This is a genomic window from Rhodopseudomonas sp. P2A-2r (genome assembly GCF_026015985.1).
Classification (GTDB): domain Bacteria; phylum Pseudomonadota; class Alphaproteobacteria; order Rhizobiales; family Xanthobacteraceae; genus Tardiphaga.
Genome location: NZ_CP110389.1, coordinates 6,206,726 through 6,225,259, shown reverse-complemented (window position 1 = coordinate 6,225,259; position 18,534 = coordinate 6,206,726). Strand labels below are relative to the sequence as shown.

Sequence of the window (18,534 nt, the reverse complement as noted above, 5' to 3'; positions counted from 1 at the left end):
TTGCTGATCACCTCACACCTTCTCGCTGCTCTTCTCGCCGAACAGTCCGCGTGGCCAGGCCACGAGGACGGCGATCATCACGATGAAGGCATAGGCGTCGCGGAAATTCGACGAGATGTAGCGCGCGCCAAAGGTTTCGATCAGGCCCAAAAGAGTCCGCCGATCACCGCGCCGGGCAGGTTGCCGAACCCGCCGATGACACTGACCACGAAGCCCTTGAGGCCGAGACTGCCGCCCATGGTCGGCTCGGCAAGGAAGATCGGAGCCACCAGCAGGCCGGCAACGCCGGAAAGCATGGCGCCCAGCGCGAAGGCCACGGCGATGGTACGGTTGACGGAAATGCCTACCAGGCGCGCGGTGTGAAGGTCCTGCGCGGTGGCCTGCATCAGGATGCCGAAGCGCGTCTTCGTCAGCATCAGATACTGCAGCAGCAGGATCACCGCCAGCGTGCCGAAGATGAACAGCTGGTGCATCGAGATCACCACACCGGCGAAGCGCAGAGGCGGTCCGCGCACCGGGGAGGGCAGCGACACCGGTAGCGGCCCCCAGATGATCATCGCGATGTTTTCCAGTACGATGCCCATGGCGATGGTGGTGAGGATCACCAGGAACGGCGGCCGCCCGCGCAGGGGAAAGTACACCAGCACCATGAAGACGATCCCGACCAGCGCCATCGCCGCCAGAGTCACCAGCCACGCCATCGCCACCGGCAGTTCATGGGTGACTGCGCCCGAAATGCCGATGAAGGCGCCGAGCATCAGGAGTTGGCCCTGCGCGAAGTTGACGATCTGCACGGTGTTGAAGATCAGCAGCAGCCCCAACGCCACCAGCGCATAGATGCTCCCCAGCGCCAGGCCGTTGACGATAAGCTGTCCCATGAAAGGCCTAGAAACCCTTTTCCTTGATGTTGCCGGCGAGTTCCGGCGTCTTGCCCTTGTTGCGGTAGATGCCGAGCGTATGCGCGAGATCGCCCTTGGCGTCGGCCTGGTAGCTGATCAGCATGCCCTTCCAGTCCTTGGTGGCGGCAAGGCCGTCGCGGATCGCCGCCTTGTCGCAGCCGACCTTTTCGATGATCGACTTCAGCAGCAGCACGGAGTCGTAATAGGAGACGGTGAAGTTGTCGGCCGGCACCTTGTGCTTGTCCTGCACCCGCTTGGCCCAGTCGATGATCTTGGGATCGGTGGAGGTCTGCGGGATCATGCCGCCGATCGCATAGCCGCCGTCGGCCTCCGCGGCGCTGAGGTTGTTCAGCGTGGTCTGCGCGACAATGCTGGTGTTGCCGATCACCGGCATCTTGATGCCGAGGTCGCCCATCTGCTTCAGCACCAGGGTGATATCCGAGGGCCGGCCGAACAAGATCAGGCTGTCGGCGCCCTTGTCCTTGATCTCCAGTAGCTGTGCGCTCATGTCCTTGTCGGACGGTGCGTAGGAAGTGATCGCCACCGGCGATACCTTGAGTTCGCCGAGTGCGGCCTGGATGCCCTTGGAGGCGCCGAGGCCGTAATCGTCGGCCACCGCCATGATGCCGGGCTTGGTCTTGGCCAGCGTCTTGACCAGATACTCCGGGATCAGGTCCGCGAGCTGGCCATCATGCACGTGGGTGCGGAACAGCCACTTCGAGCCCTGCGACGTCACCTTGGCATTGGTGGCGCCGACCACGAACGGCGTTTCGGACTTGTTGACGGCTTCGGTCTGCGCGAACACGTGCGGCGAGATCATCGAGCCCATGATCACCAGCGGCTTGCCGTCGATGATGCGGTTCATAGCATTGAGCGCGTCGGTAGAGGAGGCGCCGGTATCCTCGGTGGTCAGCGCGATTTTCTTGCCCGCGATGCCGCCGGCGGCATTGATCTCGTCGACGGCGAATTCGGCGCCGTTGCGCGCCTGGGTGCCGAGCAAAGCGAGGTTGCCGGTGAGCGGCGTGGTCAGGCCGATCGGAATGGTCGCCGGGCACGCGGCGGGCTCCGCTTGCGCCTGCTGCACCAGGGCGCTGGATAGGACGGCGCCGGCCATCAGCATCTTCATGGATATCTGGAACATCGGTGTTTCCTGTTTGCGCGTGGCGTGAGCGGTCTGTCCACTTGCATGCAAATGAAGTGCCACTTCGTACGGGATCTGCGGCAGCGCGCGGCCGCGAAATTGCATTGGTGTCGGTATCATGGCAATCACGCTGCCAGTTTTCCGGTGATGACACGCGATGGCCAAGCCGACCCAGATCCGAACCACCGACCGCGGCGCCGTCATCTACAAGGCGCTGTGGCACGCGATCATCGAGCAGGCGTTGCAGCCCGGTGCGAAGCTGCCGGAAGACGCCATCGGCGAAAAATTCGGCGCCAGCCGCACCATCGTCCGTGCGGCGCTGGCGCGGCTGGCAGCGGAGGGGCTGGTCGAGCTGCGGCGCAACCGCGGCGCGGCGGTGGCGACGCCGAGCTGGAGCGAGGCCCGCGATATCTTCGATGTGCGCATCGGCCTCGAGCGGCTGGTGGTGGCGCGGCTGGCCGGCAGCATGACCCGCGAGCAGATCAAGACGCTCAAGGCCCATGTGGATGCCGAGCAGGCGGCGCAGGGCGGCAACATGCCATTGCAGATCCGCCTTGCGACGGCCTTTCACATCAAGCTGGCGGAAATGACCGGCAATCCGGTGCTGGCGCGCTATGTCAGCGAAGTCGCCTCGCGCTGCGGGCTGATCCTCGCGCTTTATAACCGCCCGCACTCGCCGGAATGCGCCGTCAGCGAGCACCGCGACATCATCACCGCGCTGGCCGCCGGCGATGTCGCCCGCGCGACCGCGATCATGGATCATCATCTCGACGCCGTCGCCGACCGCGCGTTGATCTCGGCGCATCCAGCCAAGGAGCGCGACATCCAGGACATTCTGGCGCCGTATGCGAACGAAGCGGTCGCGACGAAAGCGAGGAAGAAGCGGTGACTTCCTTACCTCCCCCGCCTAGCGAAGCTTTGCTTCGCCTTGCGGGGCGAGGGAAGAAGCGCCCCTACGCCTCGATATCCAGCCGCACCAGGATCCGTTCCGCGCTGTCGTTCCAGACGTCCATCTGCACGATCTTGCCACCGCGCACGACAAACCTGTCCACGTAGCGGTTGCCCTCGAAGCTGGTACCGTCGTGCCATTCGCCGTAGAGCGTGCCGGTATTGTAGACCACCGTCTCGCCGTGGCCCGGCGACACATCGGTGCGTTCCATTTTCTTCTTCACCCATTTGTAGCGCATGGCGTTGAAGGCGGTGGTCTCGCGCGGATGCCTGAAGGTGCGCCCGCCGGTGAAGGTGATGGCGACATCCGGCGCCATGAAGCCCGCCGCGGTCTCGGGATCCGGGACCATCGAGGCCACCAGGAACCGCTCGACGATGCCGGCGGCTTCGGCGGTTGCATCGGGGGCGGCGGCTGAAAGCGGCATGGTGTGGTCTCCTGAGAGGTGGCGAACTGGCGATCGCCAAGCAAGGCGGGTGCCAGTCATGCCGAAAGATTGTATACGATCTGGGCGGCAAATGGGCGGATATTAGGCGCGCCAATCGCGGAAACTGCAATGGCGGCGGGGCTATCTTCGATTTCGCAGGCTTTCCAATCGCATACGTCGTGGCACACCGCTTGCTTGGAAATGCGCAGCGTCATTCAATCCGAAGGGGTCCGTCATGACATCAGCATTGCCCAGATTTTCCCGCCGCCTGCTGCTCGCCGCCGGTGCCGCGTCGCTGTCGCTTGTAGTCTCGCTGCCTGCTTGGGCGCAGGAAACCGTGAAGATGGGCGTGGTCGCCGCCATGTCCGGCCAGTCGGCGAAATCCGGCGAGGCCATCGTGCGCGGCCTGTCGCTGGCCATCGACGAGATCAACGCCAAGGGCGGGCTGCTCGGCAAGAAGGTCGAGCTGGTGGTGCGCGACGACGAGAGTAATCCCGCCAAGGGCGTGATCGCCGCGCGCGAGCTGGTGCAGCGCGAGAAGGTAGTGGCTTACTTCGGCGGCGTCGATACGCCGGTGTCGATGGCCATCGTGCCGTTCGCCAACCAGTCCAAGGTGCCGTTCATCGGCGTCTGGGCCGCCGGCACCGCGATCACCCGCAACGGCGCCGCCGAGAACTACGTGTTCCGCGTCTCCGCCGTCGATGCGCTGGTGGACGTGGCGCTGGTTGACTACGCCGTGAAGAAATATGCCGCCAAGAAGCCCGGCATGATCCTGATCAACAATCCCTGGGGCGAATCCAACGAGGCCGGCCTGAAGAGCGCGCTGGAAGCCAAGAAGATCCCGTTCGCCGGCATCGAGAAGTTCGAGACCGGCGATGTCGACGTCGTCCCGCAGCTGACCCGGCTCAAGGATGCCGGCGCCGACGCCCTGTTCCTGGTCGCCAACGTCGCGCCCTCGGCACAGGTGGTGAAGTCGCTGGACCGCATGGGCTGGAACGTGCCGATCGTGTCGCATTGGGGCCCCGCCGGCGGCCGCTTCACCGAACTTGCCGGTGCGTCCGCCGAGAAGGTGCACTTCATCCAGACCTTCAGCTTCTCCGGCAACACCTCGCCGAAGTCACAGGCGGTGTTCGAGGCGCTGAAGAAAAAGTTCCCGGAGATCAAGACCGCGGCCGACGTCACCCCCGCGGTGGGCATCGCCAACGCCTATGACGCCATGCATCTCACCGCGCTGGCGATCGCCAAGGCCGGCTCCACCGAAGGCCCGAAGCTGCGCGAAGGCTTTTACGAGATCGGCAGCTATGACGGGCTGATCAAGAAGTACGACAAGCCGTTCTCCAAGGACAATCAGGACGCGCTGTCGCCATCGGACTATCTGTTCACCTACTTCAAGGGCGACGAGATCCTGCCGCTGGTGAACTGACAACGAAGGCGTACCTTACCCTCCCCTGGAGGGGAGGGTCGTATCGCACAGCGCGCAGCGCCGTGCGATACGGGGTGGGGTGAAGTGTTGTGCGCCGTCACTGCCGCTGTCACCCCACCCTGACCGCGCCTGACGGCGCGCTCGACCCTCCCCTCCAGGGGAGGGGAACGTCTGTTAGGATCTCCCATGCTCGCCTCCGCCATCATATCGGGCATCGGTCTCGGCTCCATGTACGGGCTGATCGCGCTTGGCTTCCACATCACCTATGTGGTTTCCAATACCGTGAACTTTGCCCAGGGTTCGGCGATGATGCTGGGCGCCGTGCTCGGCTACACCTTTGGAATCAAATACGGCTGGCCGATGCCGCTCGCCATCGTCGCATCGCTCGCGATCTGCGCGCTGTTCGGCCTCGTCGTCGAGCGCATCCTGGTTCGGCCCTTCGTTGCCAAGGGCTCCAGCGCCTGGCTGATGGCCACGGTCGCCGCCGGCATCGTGCTCGACAATGCCGTGCTGTTCACCTTCGGCAAGGAGCCGCGCGGTTTTCCGTCGGCGCTGGCCAGCAAGCCGGTCCAGATCTTCGGCGCCGGCGTCTATCCGCTGCAGCTGGTCATTCCGCTGGTCGGCGTCGGCATCGCGCTGGCGCTGCATCTGGTGCTGCGCAACACCCGCCGTGGCAAGACGCTGCTCGCGGTGGTGCAGAATCCCGATGCCGCACGGCTGATGGGCATCAACGTGCATCGCACGGTGGCAATCTCCTTTGCACTGTCCACAGCACTGGCCGGCCTCGCCGGCATCCTGATCGCGCCGTTGTTCAGCGTGAGTTCGGAGATGGGCACGCTGTTCGGCATCAAGGCCTTTGCCGTGGCGATTCTCGGCGGCATGGGCTCGGCCTGGGGCGTGGTGATCGCCGGGCTGATCTACGGCCTCACCGAAGCGCTGGTCACCTCCTATCTCGGCTCGGTCTATACCCAGATCGTGGTGTTCTCGATCGTTATCGCCGCCCTCGCGCTGATGCCGAACGGGTTGTTCGGCCGCGCCGCGATCAACAAGGTCTGAGCATGACGATGCTGTCCCGCCTTTCGTTGCGCGCTTGGGTGATGCCGCTGACCGTGTTGCTGTTGACGGGCGCGGCGCTGCTCTATGCGGCGAAGGCCGACGGCTATGTGCCGTTCGTCCTCGCGATGGTGGCGCTCACCGCCATCGTCGGCGTCGGCCTCAACGTGCTGGTCGGTCTCACCGGCCAGATCTCCATCGGCCATGTCGGCTTCTATGCCATCGGCGCCTATATAGTGGCGATCCTGACCCTCAAGGGCGTCAGCTTCTGGATCGCGCTGCCTTTGGCCGGCCTGATCCCCGGCGCCATCGGGTTGCTGCTGTCGCTGCCGGCGCTGCGCGTCAGCGGGCCGTATCTGGCCATGGTCACCATCGCCTTCGCCTTCATCGTGCAGCATCTGTCGATCGAATGGCGCGGCCTCACCGGCGGCTCCAACGGGCTGATGGGCCTGCCGTCGCCGACACTGGGGGCGTGATGTTCACCGAACGCGAGATCGCGCTGCTGGCCATATCGATTGCCGGCGTGGCGACGTTTCTGTTCCACCGCCTCGCCAACTCCGCCTGGGGCAAGGCGATGGTCGCGGTGCGCGACGCCGAGGTGGCGGCGCGCTCCATCGGCCTCAACCCGGTCAGCGTCAAGGCCGCGGGCTTCATGCTGTCGGCGGTGTTCGCTGGTCTGGCCGGCGGCATCTTCGCGTCGCTGCTCGCCTTCGTGTCGCCGGACTCGTTTCCGTTTTCGCAATCGATCCTGTTCCTGTTCGCCTGCATCGTCGGCGGTGCCGGCTGGGTGCTCGGTCCAGTAGTGGGCGCGGTGATTACCGTAGTGCTGCCGGAGCTGCTGTCGTCGCTCGCCGAATATCGCCTGCTGTTCTTCGGCGCGCTGCTGCTGGTGGTGTTGTGGCTGGCGCCGGAAGGCATTCTCGGCACGCTTGCGCGACTGGTCCGCCGTATCGATCCGCGCACCGCGCAAGCCGGCGGCTTCGACGTGGCGGCGTTTCTCACGTCGGGCAACGACCGTGCGCCGCTGGAAGTACGCGATATCGGCATCAGCTTTGGCGGCATCAAGGCGGCGTCGGAAGTCTCCTTCAGCGCGGCGCAGGGCCGCGTCACCAGCGTGATCGGCCCCAACGGCGCCGGCAAGACCACCGTGCTCAACATGATCGGCGGCTTCTACAAGCCCGGCACCGGCAGCATCCGCCTCGGCGGCGAAGAGCTGGCGGGCGCGCCGGCATGGAAGGTGGCGCGCGCCGGCATCGGCCGCACCTACCAGACCACAAAGCTGTTCGAGACCATGAGCGTCATCGACAATGTGCTGATCGCCATGCGCCGCGGTCGGCTCGGCTCGATGCTGTCGGCGTCGGCTACCGCCAGCGATGAAGCCGCCGCCGAGGCGCTGATCGCCTTCGTCGGCTACAGGGGCGCACTCGCGGCCACTGCCGGCGACCTGCCTCATGTCGACCGGCGCCTGGTGGAGATCGCGCGTGCGCTGGCGATGCGGCCGCGGGTGTTGCTGCTCGACGAGCCCGCCGCCGGACTGATGGCCTCCGACAAGGAAGAGTTGAGCCTGCTGCTGCGGCGGATCGCCGATGTCGGCATCGCCGTCATTCTCGTCGAGCACGACATGCGCCTGGTCATGGGCATCTCCGACCACATCGTGGTGCTCGATGCCGGCAAACCCATCGCTGCCGGCACGCCGAACGATATCCGCCACGACGCAAAAGTGCTCGCGGCCTATCTCGGCGCCGCCGGCATGCAGGCGCGCCCGCGCGCCGCGCCATGGGCGGGCTCGCAGGATGCGGTGCTCACCGCGCTCGACCTCAGCGCCGGCTACGGCGCGGCGCCAGTGCTGCAAAAGATCAGTTTTCAGGTGAAGCCCGGCGAGATGGTGGCGCTGATCGGCGCCAACGGCGCCGGCAAGTCGACCATGATGCGGTCGGTCGCCGGTCTGCTGCGCCCCGTGGAGGGCGACGTTATCCTCGACGATATCCGAATCGAGGCCATGGCGGCGCACCGCATCGCCGCGCGCGGCCTGGCTTTGGTGCCGGAAGGCCGCCAAGTGTTTCCCGAGATGACTGTCTGGGACAATCTCGAACTTGGCGCCAATACCCGCGACAACGTCGATTATGCCAGCGAGATCGAGGCGCTGCTGCAGCGCTTCCCACGGCTGCGCGATCGCATCGACAGCCGGGCAGGGCTGCTGTCCGGCGGCGAGCAGCAGATGCTGGCGATCGCGCGCGGCATGATGGCGAAGCCGCGCATCCTGCTGCTTGATGAGCCGTCGCTCGGCCTTGCACCGGCGATGATCCAGGAACTGTTCGACGTGCTCGCCGACCTCCGCGACGAGGGCATCACCATTCTGCTCGTGGACCAGATGGCGGTGCTGGCACTTGCCGTCGCCGATCGCGGCTATGTCATCGACTCCGGCAAAATCGTCCGCGAGGACAGCGCCGCCAATCTCGCCAGCGATCCCGAAGTCGAGGCCGCTTATCTCGGCCACGTCGAGGCCGCGCAGTAGATGGTCATTACTCAGCCCGTGTCCCGGACGCAGTGCATTGCGCCGCCTCTCGGCGGCGTAGTGCACTGCAGATCCGGGACCGCCACAAACGCCGCGCTTGCTACGGTCCCGGATCTGCGGAGCGGCATAGCGGCGATGCAAGTGCATCGCCTGAGAATGCCGCACCGCGTCCGGGACACGGCTCCAACTTGCTTCAAGACAAGGACCCACCCATGACCTTCGATCTCATTCTCCGCAACGCCGCCATCGTCGACCGCGCAGGCCTGGCCGATATCGGCATCAGCAATGGCCGCTTCGCCGCGATCGAGGCGGGGCTCGCCGCCACCGGCGCGCCGGAAGAAGACGTGAAGGGTCGTCTCGTCATCCCCGGCTTCATCGAGACCCATATCCATCTCGACAAGTCCTGCCTGCTTGGCCGCTGCAATTGCGAGAAGGGATCGCTGGACGAGGCGATCGGCGAGGTGGCGAAAGCCAAGCGCGGCTTCACGGAGGAAGACGTCTATGCGCGGGCGTCAACGACGCTGGAGAAGGCGATCAAGAACGGCACCAACCGGATGCGCACCCATGTGGAGGTCGATCCCCGCGTCGGCCTCACCAGTTTTCGCGCGCTGAAGCAGTTGAAGAAGGACTACGCCTGGGCCATCGACCTGCAGCTCTGCGTGTTCCCGCAGGAAGGCCTGCTCGACGATCCCGGCTGCGAGGACGTCATGCTGCAGGCCATGCAGGAAGGCGCCGACGTGGCCGGTGGCGCGCCCTACATGGACAAGGATTCGCACGGCCAGATCGCAAAGATATTCGCGATGGCGCAACAATTCGGCACCGACATCGATTTCCATCTCGACTTCGGCCTCGATCCCGCGCATCTCGATCTCGACGAGGTCTGCCGCATGGCGGACGCCACCGGCTGGGGTGGCCGCGTCGCCATCGGCCACGTGACGAAACTGTCGGCGATGCCCAAGGCGGATTTCGAGGCCGCCGCGAAGCGGCTCGCCAATGCCGGCGTCGCGGTCACCGTGCTGCCGGCCACCGACCTGTTCTTCACCGGGCGCGACAGCGCATTCAACGTGCCGCGCGGCGTCACCTCCGCGCATGGGCTGCGTGCGCGCGGGGTCAACGCCAACATCTCCACCAACAACGTGCTCAACCCGTTCACGCCGTTCGGCGACGTCTCGCTGATCCGCATGATCAACCTCTATGCCAACGTGCTGCAGGTGGGCGCCATGGCCGAACTCGCCGGCTGCCTCGACATGGTGACCTCCTGCTCGGCGAAGATCCTCAATGCCGCGGATTACGGCATTGCCGTCGGCCACCCCGCCGACCTCGTGGTGCTGGATTGTGCCACCAAGGCGGAAGCGGTATGCGAGATCGCGCAGCCGCTGTTCGGCCTCAAGCGCGGCGTCCGCACCTTCACCAAACCGGCGGCGTCGTTGCACAAGCCCGCCTGATTCATCTCCGGAGATTTCGATGCCGATCAACGACACCCTGAATGCCTTTGTCGCCCATGGCCGCATCGACGTGCAGACCACCACCGAAGGCCCGCTGGCGGGCCTCACTTTGCGGTGAAGGATTTCTACGACATCGCGGGCATGCCGACCGCCGCCGGCAGCCCGGAATGGCTGGCAACCCATCCGGTGCCGACGGTATCGACACCGATCTACGACCGCCTGCTGGCCGCCGGCGGCAAGTTTGTCGGCAAGACCCACACCGACGAACTGGCGTGGAGCCTGAACGGCGAGAATGCCCATTACGGCACGCCGACCAATCCGGCTGCGCCCGGCCGCATTCCCGGCGGCTCGTCGAGTGGTTCGGCATCGGCCACCGCCGGCGGCCTCGTCGACTTCGCCATCGGCTCCGACACCGGCGGTTCGGTGCGGCTGCCCGCCAGCTATTGCGGCGTCTACGGCATCCGCACCACCCACGGCCGCATTCCGCTCGACGCCGCGGTGCCGCTGGCGCCGAGCTACGACACCGCCGGCTGGTTCGCGCGCAGCCCACAGATAATGGAAGAGGTCGGCAAGGTCCTGCTCGACGGTGCGCGCCCGGCGCGTCCGGTGAAGAAGCTGCTCATTGCACGCGACCTGTTCGCCGCGGTCGATCCAAAGGTCAGCGCCGCGCTGCAGCCGGCGCTCGAACACCTCGTCAAGCTGGTCGGCAGCAGCGAGGATGTCGACGTCGCCCATGGCGACTATCCGGCCTGGCGCAACGTGTTTCGTGTCCTGCAGTCGGAGGAGGCCTGGGCGGCGCAGGGCGCGTGGATCGAGGCGGTGAAGCCGAAGCTCGGTCCGGGCGTCAAGGAGCGCTTCGCCGCCGCCGCCGTGACGGACAAGAGCGAGATCGCCGATGCCAAGGCGCTGCGTGAAAAGATCGTGGCGCGGCTGCTGTCTCTGATATCGGCGGATACGGTGATGGTGCTGCCGACATCGCCGGGCATCGCGCCGCTGCTCAACACGCCCGCCGACCAGCTCGACCTGTTCCGCGCCCGCGCCATCGAATTGTTGTGCCTCGCCGGCCATGCCGGCCTGCCGCAGATCTCGATTCCGGCGGCGACCCTGGACGGCTGCCCGCTCGGCCTCTCGATCATCGGCGGCAGGAATTGCGATGAGGATATCCTGCATCTGGCGGTGCAGATGGGGCAGGCTTAGCTCTTTTACCTCTCCCCGCTTGCGGGGAGAGGTCGGAGGCCTGAGCGAAGCGAAGGGCTCCGGGTGAGGGGACTATCGGGTGAGACTCTGCCAGCCCCTCACCCGGCATACGCGCTGACGCGCGATGCCGACCTCTCCCCGCAAGTGCGGGGAGAGGTGAAGACGACAGCGCTCGCGTCAGCTACTTCCCTTTGCTGGCGCCCTTTTCCGCGGCGCGGCGCAGCGCTTCGGCGAAGGCGCCGCCCACCGCCGGCTCGCCGGGCTTGCGCGGCGCCGACGAACTCATCTTCTGCCGCTCGTTGACGCGCGGGCCGCGGTCGGCCTGCGGGCGGTCCGCCTTGGGGCCGACGGCATCGTCCATGCGCAAGGTCAGCGCGATGCGCTTGCGGGCGACTTCGACTTCCAGCACCTTGACCTTGACGATGTCGCCGGACTTCACCACCTCGCGCGGGTCCTTGATGAAGGTGTGCGACATGGCCGAGATGTGCACGAGGCCGTCCTGGTGCACGCCGATGTCGACGAAGGCGCCGAAGGCGGCGACGTTGGTCACCGTGCCCTCGAGGATCATGCCGGGCTTGAGGTCGCTGAGCTTCTCGACGCCCTCCATGAACACCGCAGCCTTGAAGGCGGGACGGGGATCGCGGCCGGGCTTCTCCAGTTCGCGCAGGATGTCGGTCACCGTCGGCAGGCCGAACTTGTCGTCGACGAAATTCTGCGGCTTGAGCTGGCGGACGATCTCGGCGCTGCCCAGCAGCGCCTTGATGTCGCTCTTGGTGGCTTCCAGAATCCGCCTGACGACCGGATAGGCTTCCGGATGCACGCCGGACTTGTCGAGCGGATCCTCGCCATCATTGATGCGCAGGAAGCCGGCGCATTGCTCGAACGCCTTCGGCCCAAGCCGCGGCACTTCCTTCAGCGCCTTGCGCGACTTGAACGGGCCGTTGGCGTCGCGATGCTGCACGATGCTCTGCGCGAGGCCCGAGCCGATACCCGACACTCGCGCCAGCAGCGGCGCCGAGGCGGTGTTGGCATCGACGCCCACCGCGTTCACGCAGTCTTCCACCACGGCATCGAGCGATTTCGCCAGCTTGCTCTCGCCGAGATCGTGCTGATACTGGCCGACGCCGATCGCCTTGGGATCGATCTTCACCAGTTCGGCCAGCGGATCCTGCAGGCGCCGCGCGATCGACACCGCGCCGCGCAGCGTGACGTCGAGTTCCGGCAGTTCTTCGGAGGCGAAGGCCGAGGCCGAATAGACCGACGCGCCGGCTTCCGACACCACGATCTTGGACATCTTGAGATCCGGCAGCAGTTTCACCAGCTCCATGGCCAGCTTGTCGGTCTCGCGCGAGGCGGTGCCGTTGCCGATGGCGATCAGGTCGACCTTGTGCTTGACCGCGAGCTTGCCCAGCGTTGCCAGCGAAGCGTCCCACTGCCGCTGCGGCTCATGCGGATAGACCGCGGTGGTGTCCACCACCTTGCCGGTAGCATCGACGATGGCGACCTTGACGCCGGAGCGGAAGCCGGGATCGAGGCCCATGGTGACGCGCGCACCGGCGGGAGCCGCGAGGAGGAGGTCGCGCAGGTTGGAGGCGAACACCCGCACGGCTTCGGTTTCCGCCGCATTCCACAGCCGCATCCGCAGGTCGATGTTGAGATGCACCTGGATTTTTGTGCGCCATGCCCAGCGCGCGGTCTCGGTCAGCCACTTGTCGCCGGGGCGGCCCTGATCGGAGATCGCAAAACGCTGCATGATCTTCAGTTCGTACGAGCTCGGCACGCCCGGCACCGCCGGCTGCGCATCGGGCTGCATCTGCAGTTCGAGAATCTCTTCCTTCTCGCCGCGGAACATCGCGAGAATGCGATGCGACGGCAGCTTGTGCAGCGGTTCGCTGAAATCGAAGTAGTCCTTGAACTTCTCGCCTTCGGCTTTCTTGCCGTCGCGGACCTTGGACGCCATCAATCCGTTCGACCACAACTGCTCGCGGATCGCGCCGATCAGGTCGGCGTCTTCGGCGAAGCGCTCGACCAGGATGGCGCGGGCGCCGTCCAGCGCCGCGGCGACATCGGCGACCTGCTTCTCGGCGTCGACGAAGGATGCGGCGACCACCAGCGGATCGTTCTGCGGCTGCGTCAGCAGCAGCTCCGACAGCGGCTCGAGGCCGGCTTCCTTGGCGATTTCCGCCTTGGTGCGGCGCTTCGGCTTGAACGGCAGATAGATGTCCTCGAGGCGACCCTTGCTATCGGCGGCCATGATGGCAGCCAGCAGCTTGTCGTCGAGCTTGCCCTGTTCCTTCACCGACTCGATGATCACCACGCGGCGCGCTTCCAGCTCGCGCAAATAGTTGAGCCGTTCTTCCAGCGTGCGCAATTGTGCGTCGTCGAGGGCGCCGGTGATTTCCTTGCGGTAGCGGGCGACGAACGGCACCGTGGCGCCGCCGTCGAGCAATTCCACGGTGGCGGCAACCTGCTGCTCGCGCACGCCCAGTTCTTCCGCGATCTGTCGATTGATGTTTGCCACGCAAAGTTCCTTGTCACGTCGCGGCGGATCACGTCCCCGCCGTCGGGTCACGCTTATGGACCCATGGCGAGCGATTCATCAACCCCGCATGACATCGGGAAATTGTTCTGTGGATGAGCCTGTTATTGCTGCAAAAAGCGCCGCTTTCGAGCAAATCGGCAGCCCGGTGCGCTGCGAAAATATAACACTAGATCGCTGCCGCCGATCTGTGTAGACGGACGTTCCTCCCGGGAGCGGTCATGTCAACCTGCGGTCTTGATTTTGGAACGTCGAATACGACGCTGGGCACCGTCGTGGACGGGGTTCCGGTGCTGACCGCGCTTGAGGGCAGCCACACCACGATCCCCAGCGCGATCTTCTACGAGGTCGATGGCGCCGTGCTGATCGGCCGCAAGGCGATCGAATCCTATGTGGAGGGCGCACCGGGCCGGCTGATGCGCAGCCTCAAATCGGTCCTCGGCACCTCGCTGATCGAGGAGACCACGCGTACCGGCCGCGAGCGCACCAGCTTTCGCGACATCATCGCTTATTATCTCGCCGCGGTGAAACGCCGCGCCGAGTTCGCCACCGGCAGCGAGTTGCGCAACGTGGTGCATGGCCGCCCGGTGTTTTTCGTCGACAACGCGCCGGAGCAGGACCGCAAGGCCGAGGCGACCTTACGCGATATTGCCTCCGACATCGGCTTCGACGAAGTCACCTTCCAGTTCGAGCCGATCGCGGCCGCGCTGGATTACGAGCGCACCATTGCGCAGGAAGAGATCGCGCTGATCGCCGACATCGGCGGCGGCACCTCGGATTTCTCCATCGTGCGGCTCAGCCCGCAGCGGCATCGCCATGCCGAGCGCAAGGACGACATTCTCGCCAACGACGGCGTGCGCATCGGCGGTACCGATTTCGACCGCCAGCTCAGCCTCGGCGTGATCATGCCGCTGCTCGGCTACCGCACGGCGATGAAGCGCGCCGGCCTCGACGTGCCCTCGGGCTATTTCCACGATCTCGCCACCTGGTCGAACATCAACCGCATGTACGAGCAGAAGGTGATGAGCGAGGTGCGCCAGGTCCGCTACGAGGCAAAGCAGCCGGAGCTGCTCGATCGTCTGGTGCGCGTGCTCGACGAGCAGCGCGGCCACACGCTGGCGATGGAAATCGAGGAGGCCAAGATCGGCCTGTCGGAGGCGCAGAAGACCCGCATCGCGCTGGAATGGATCGAGCCGGGGCTGGCCGCCGGTGTGGCCCGCAAGGATCTGGTGGGGCACACCCAGCCGCTCGCCGACCGTATCACCGCGCGCATAAAAATCTGTCTCGACCAGGCGGGGCTGGGACCGGACGATATCGACGCCGTATTCCTGACCGGCGGCTCGGTGCAACTCGCCCATGTCCGCAAGGCCATCATCTCCGCGGTGCCATCCGCCCGCGCCATCGATGGCGACACGTTCGGCGCCGTCGGCAAGGGACTGACCATCGAGGCCGTCCGGCGCTACGGATCGCTGGGGTAGCAAAAAGCCGTGTCTGTCGTCCCCGCGCATGCGGGGACCCAGTAAACACAGCCGCCGCGGCTCCATCACCCACACCTGAGTTTACTGGGTCGCCCGGTCCTGGCGCGCAATTGCGCGCCCGGCCGGGCTACGACAGCTCGGCGCGTGGCCAAACCAACTTCCCCTTTCCCGCCAATCCCTTGACAACAAAAGATGGACGGCCATCTTGAAGGGATGACCAAGCTCTCCAACCGCGACCGGCTGCTCACCGAAGGCCTCAGGGTGGTGCATGCGCACGGCTATGCCGGAGCCAGCGTGCGGGACATCGTGCATGCCGCCGGGGTGCCGCAGGGCTCCTTCACCAATCATTTTGCGTCCAAGCGAGGCCTTCGGCCTCGAAATCCTCGACATCTATCTGGCCCACGGCCGGGAGGCGATGGCGGCAACGCTGCGCAACGACGCGCTGCCGCCGCTGCAACGGCTGGCGGGCTATCTCGACGGGCACACCGCCCGCCAGTGCGATGAAAGCGTGCGCAACGGCTGCCTGTTCGGCAATTTCAGCGCCGAGACGTCCGACCACTGCGAGTCGATCCGCCTGCGGCTGGTGGAGATCTTCGCCGAATTGCAGGAGGCTTTTGCCTATTGCCTGCGCGCCGCGGTAACGGCGGGCGAATTGCCGGCCGATTTCGCGGTCGACGCCGTCGCCGGCTTCATCGTGTCGTCGCTGCAGGGGGCACATCTGTTGGCCAAGGCGGAGCGCAGCCCGGTGCCCATCGATCGCTTCCGGCAGGTGCTGTTTTCCCAGGTGCTGCGCCAGGCATCTCCCGATCTTCCGGTCGCCGCAAGGTAACCGGCTTCCCTCTCACATTGGATGGTTTCATGAGCGCCTTGTTCTCCCCGATCACCCTGCGCGGCCTGACCTTGCCCAACCGCATCGTGATCTCGCCGATGTGCCAGTATTCGTCCGAGGACGGCAAAGCCAATGAATGGCACGTGATCCATCTGGGCTCGCTGGCGCTGTCCGGCGCCGGCTTGCTGTGCCTTGAGGCCACTGCGGTGGAGGCGCTCGGCCGCATCACGCCGGGTGATCTCGGGCTCTACGATGACGCCACCGAGCAGGCGCTGAAGACGGCCCTGGCGGCGATCCGCAAGCATTCGAAGATGCCGGTGGCCATGCAGGTCGCCCATGCCGGCCGCAAGGCGTCGAGCCATGCGCCGTGGGACGGCGGCCAGCAGATCCCGGTGTCTGAGGGCGGCTGGATCGCTAACGCCCCATCGGCCCTGGCGCAGAAGCCCGGCGAGGTAGCGCCGGTGCCGTTCGACGAGGCCGGCCTCGCGCGCGTGCGCGATGCCTTCATTGCCACCGCCAGGCGCGCAGCACGGCTGGGCATCGACGCGCTGGAGATCCACGCCGCGCACGGCTACCTGCTGCACGAATTCCTGTCGCCGATTTCCAACCAGCGCAGCGACGCTTACGGCGGCTCACTGGAAAACCGTATGCGGTTTCCGCTCGAGGTGTTCGACGCGGTGCGCGGCGCATTCCCGGAGGACAGGCCGGTGGGCGTGCGCGTCTCGTCCACCGACTGGGTTGAGGGCGGCTGGGATCTCGAACAGACCATCGTGTTTGCGAAGGAATTGAAGAAGCGCGGCGTCGACTGGATCGATGCGTCTTCCGGCGGCGTGTCGCCGCTGCAGAAGATCGCGCTGAGCCCGGGTTACCAGGTGCCGTTCGCCGAGGCCATCAAGGCGGCGACGGGACTGCCGACCATCGCGGTCGGTCTGATCACCGACCCGCAGCAGGCCGAGGAGATCGTGGCGTCGGGCAAGGCCGACATGGTCGCGCTGGCGCGCGGCGTGCTCTACGATCCGCGCTGGCCGTGGCACGCCGCAGCAGTGCTGGGCGCCACGGTGGAAGCCCCGCCGCAATACTGGCGCTCGCAGCCGTCGACGCAGAAGGAATTGTTCGGCGCGACGAAGTTCGGGGGAAGGTAGCTTTTCTTACCCTCCCCTGGAGGGAGGGTGAAGAAAGAGGGCCGCTCAATCCTCGCCGCTGACGTGCTTGCGCCTGATGCTGCGCACCGTCCACCAGATGGCGAGCGCGGCCACCGGCACGAAGGCGGCGGTGACGATGCTCGGCTCCAGATGCAGCCGGCCGCTGTCATGTGCAGCTTTGGCGAGATAGCCGAACAGGCTGACCACGTAATAGGTGATCGCCGCCACTGACAGCCCTTCCACCGTGGTCTGCAGCCGGAGCTGCAGCCGGGTGCGGGCGTTCATGGATTTCAGCAGTTCCTGGTTCTGCTGTTCCAGTTCGACATCGACGCGGGTGCGCAGCAGGTTGGCGGCGCGGGTCAGCTTCACCGACAGGTTGGCCTGGCGGTTCTCGATGGTGACGCAGGTGCGCAGCGCCGGCTTCATGCGGCGGGCGAGAAACGAGGTCCAGGTCGGCAAGCCCCCGACCTTGCGCTCGCCGATCGTCTGCAGCCGCTGGGTGACGATATCCTCATAGGCGCGGCTGGCGCCGAAGCGGAAGCCGCTGATGGCCGCGCCGGCCTCGACGTCGGCGGCCAGCGCCGTGAGTTCGTAGAGCAGCCGGTGGTTGCTGGCGAGGTCGCCGGGCTGGCGCATCTCCTGGGTCACCTCGGCGAGGCGCTGTTCGCTGGCGCCGATCGACGGCGCCAGCCGTTGCGCTTCCGGCAGGCCGAGCAGCGCCAGCGTGCGGTAGGTTTCCAGCTCGATCACCCGCTGCGCCAGCGCGCCGGCGCGTTCCGCCGACATGCCGCGATCGACCAGCAGGATACGCACGAAGCCCGACGGCCCCGGCTTGAAATCGGTGGCATACAGCGCCGCCCCGTCGGAATTCTCCGCCACCGCGAGGCTGGCGCGGTCGAACAGGCGCTCCGGCGCGGTGCGCACGCCGTCCTCCGGCAACGCGTGCAGGTCGATGGCGACCAGCAACGGGCCGGGCTGCGGCACGAGCGTCATCGGCGAGGCCAATGAGGCAGCCTCGGGATGGAACGGAACGCCGCCGGGATCGGAGCGCATCTCCCAGCTATAGGTGGTGAATTCCGAATGCTGCTCCCAGCGCAGGGTGATGCTGCCGAAGGGGGCGCGGTGGTGCTTTTCCTGGGGTCCCGGCGGCTGCAGGCCGCGGGCCTCGCAGAACCGCACCAGATTGGCGCGGTCGACCTGGGCCTGGCTCCCGGAGGTGTCGAAGGCAAAATGGATGATGCGGCAGGGCACCTCGATGGCCGTGAAGGGCCGCGCATGGACCTCGCCGAGAACCGCCGCACGCAGCGGGTGCGGCACCAGATGCGCGCCTTGGCCTTCGCCGATCAGGACTTCTGCAGTCACCCGCGTCCCCATTCCCAATCGTCGGCCCCTGGCCGCGCCAGCCGGCCTCCTGATTAGCATTGCGGTCCCGCCGATAGAAGCCGAATCGGGTGGCGGGCGGATGTCGCGGGGATGACCATTTGCGCCGCAGCGGACGCA

General features: G+C 66.1%; 15 protein-coding genes and 2 pseudogenes. 10 read left to right on the top strand and 7 right to left on the bottom strand.

Annotated elements, in window-relative coordinates; genetic code table 11:
* Positions 1 to 12 precede the first annotated feature (12 nt).
* The 3 genes from ONR75_RS29925 to ONR75_RS29915 are packed head-to-tail and all read right to left on the bottom strand — an operon-like array spanning position 13 to position 2,040.
* Complete coding sequence (locus ONR75_RS29925; protein WP_265080444.1) at positions 13 to 150, bottom strand: hypothetical protein; 138 nt, start codon at positions 148 to 150, stop codon at positions 13 to 15.
* The gene (locus ONR75_RS29920) at positions 141 to 878 is read right to left on the bottom strand and encodes a branched-chain amino acid ABC transporter permease (RefSeq protein WP_265080443.1); all 738 of its coding nucleotides are present in this window, start codon (positions 876 to 878) and stop codon (positions 141 to 143) included. Before ONR75_RS29920 ends, ONR75_RS29925 begins: the two co-directional genes overlap by 10 nt.
* Before the next feature lie 7 nt (positions 879 to 885).
* A complete protein-coding gene (locus tag ONR75_RS29915) occupies positions 886 to 2,040 on the bottom strand; it encodes an ABC transporter substrate-binding protein (RefSeq protein WP_265080442.1) in 1,155 nt (384 codons plus the stop codon).
* Positions 2,041 to 2,197: 157 nt separating this feature from the next.
* Between ONR75_RS29915 and ONR75_RS29910 the strand changes: the two genes are divergently transcribed.
* A complete protein-coding gene (locus ONR75_RS29910; RefSeq protein ID WP_265080441.1) occupies positions 2,198 to 2,929 on the top strand; it encodes a GntR family transcriptional regulator in 732 nt (243 codons plus the stop codon).
* 64 nt (positions 2,930 to 2,993) lie between these two features.
* Here the strand turns inward: ONR75_RS29910 and ONR75_RS29905 are convergent, their stop codons facing one another.
* Positions 2,994 to 3,413, bottom strand: coding sequence for a nuclear transport factor 2 family protein (locus ONR75_RS29905; RefSeq protein WP_265080440.1), 420 nt, complete (start codon positions 3,411 to 3,413; stop codon positions 2,994 to 2,996).
* A 56-nt stretch (positions 3,414 to 3,469) separates the two neighbouring features.
* Positions 3,470 to 3,628, bottom strand: a complete 159-nt coding sequence (locus ONR75_RS29900) for a hypothetical protein (RefSeq protein WP_265080439.1) — start codon at positions 3,626 to 3,628, stop codon at positions 3,470 to 3,472.
* A gap of 20 nt (positions 3,629 to 3,648) precedes the next feature.
* Between ONR75_RS29900 and ONR75_RS29895 the strand changes: the two genes are divergently transcribed.
* The 5 genes and pseudogenes from ONR75_RS29895 (at position 3,649) to ONR75_RS29875 (ending at position 11,046) form a co-directional block, all read left to right on the top strand.
* Entirely contained in the window at positions 3,649 to 4,836 is a 1,188-nt protein-coding gene (locus tag ONR75_RS29895; RefSeq protein ID WP_265080438.1) for an ABC transporter substrate-binding protein, read from the top strand.
* 186 nt (positions 4,837 to 5,022) lie between these two features.
* Positions 5,023 to 5,892 carry a branched-chain amino acid ABC transporter permease gene (locus tag ONR75_RS29890; RefSeq protein WP_265080437.1) on the top strand — a complete coding sequence of 290 codons (870 nt, stop codon included), beginning with the start codon at positions 5,023 to 5,025 and terminating at the stop codon, positions 5,890 to 5,892.
* A 41-nt stretch (positions 5,893 to 5,933) separates the two neighbouring features.
* Positions 5,934 to 8,404: pseudogene (locus ONR75_RS29885) on the top strand (ATP-binding cassette domain-containing protein).
* Positions 8,405 to 8,616: 212 nt separating this feature from the next.
* Positions 8,617 to 9,849 carry an amidohydrolase family protein gene (locus tag ONR75_RS29880; RefSeq protein ID WP_265080436.1) on the top strand — a complete coding sequence of 411 codons (1,233 nt, stop codon included), beginning with the start codon at positions 8,617 to 8,619 and terminating at the stop codon, positions 9,847 to 9,849.
* Positions 9,850 to 9,963: 114 nt separating this feature from the next.
* Positions 9,964 to 11,046 carry an amidase gene (locus ONR75_RS29875; RefSeq protein WP_265080435.1) on the top strand — a complete coding sequence of 361 codons (1,083 nt, stop codon included), beginning with the start codon at positions 9,964 to 9,966 and terminating at the stop codon, positions 11,044 to 11,046.
* Positions 11,047 to 11,227: 181 nt separating this feature from the next.
* On the opposite strand, the gene ONR75_RS29870 is transcribed toward ONR75_RS29875, so the two are convergent.
* Complete coding sequence (locus ONR75_RS29870) at positions 11,228 to 13,567, bottom strand: Tex family protein (RefSeq protein WP_265080434.1); 2,340 nt, start codon at positions 13,565 to 13,567, stop codon at positions 11,228 to 11,230.
* Positions 13,568 to 13,806: 239 nt separating this feature from the next.
* Between ONR75_RS29870 and ONR75_RS29865 the strand changes: the two genes are divergently transcribed.
* From ONR75_RS29865 to ONR75_RS29855, 4 genes and pseudogenes are all read left to right on the top strand, one after another.
* Positions 13,807 to 15,063: an Hsp70 family protein gene (locus ONR75_RS29865; protein ID WP_265080433.1), complete on the top strand. Its 1,257-nt coding sequence runs from the start codon at positions 13,807 to 13,809 to the stop codon at positions 15,061 to 15,063.
* A 192-nt stretch (positions 15,064 to 15,255) separates the two neighbouring features.
* Positions 15,256 to 15,372 (top strand): annotated as a pseudogene (locus ONR75_RS32970) (TetR/AcrR family transcriptional regulator); the annotation flags it as partial.
* A 40-nt stretch (positions 15,373 to 15,412) separates the two neighbouring features.
* Positions 15,413 to 15,892: a TetR family transcriptional regulator C-terminal domain-containing protein gene (locus ONR75_RS29860; protein WP_265080432.1), complete on the top strand. Its 480-nt coding sequence runs from the start codon at positions 15,413 to 15,415 to the stop codon at positions 15,890 to 15,892.
* 29 nt (positions 15,893 to 15,921) lie between these two features.
* The gene (locus tag ONR75_RS29855; protein ID WP_265080431.1) at positions 15,922 to 17,034 is read left to right on the top strand and encodes an NADH:flavin oxidoreductase/NADH oxidase; all 1,113 of its coding nucleotides are present in this window, start codon (positions 15,922 to 15,924) and stop codon (positions 17,032 to 17,034) included.
* Positions 17,035 to 17,079: 45 nt separating this feature from the next.
* On the opposite strand, the gene ONR75_RS29850 is transcribed toward ONR75_RS29855, so the two are convergent.
* A complete protein-coding gene (locus tag ONR75_RS29850) occupies positions 17,080 to 18,396 on the bottom strand; it encodes a DUF3422 family protein (protein ID WP_265080430.1) in 1,317 nt (438 codons plus the stop codon).
* Between the last annotated feature and the right edge of the window lie 138 nt (positions 18,397 to 18,534).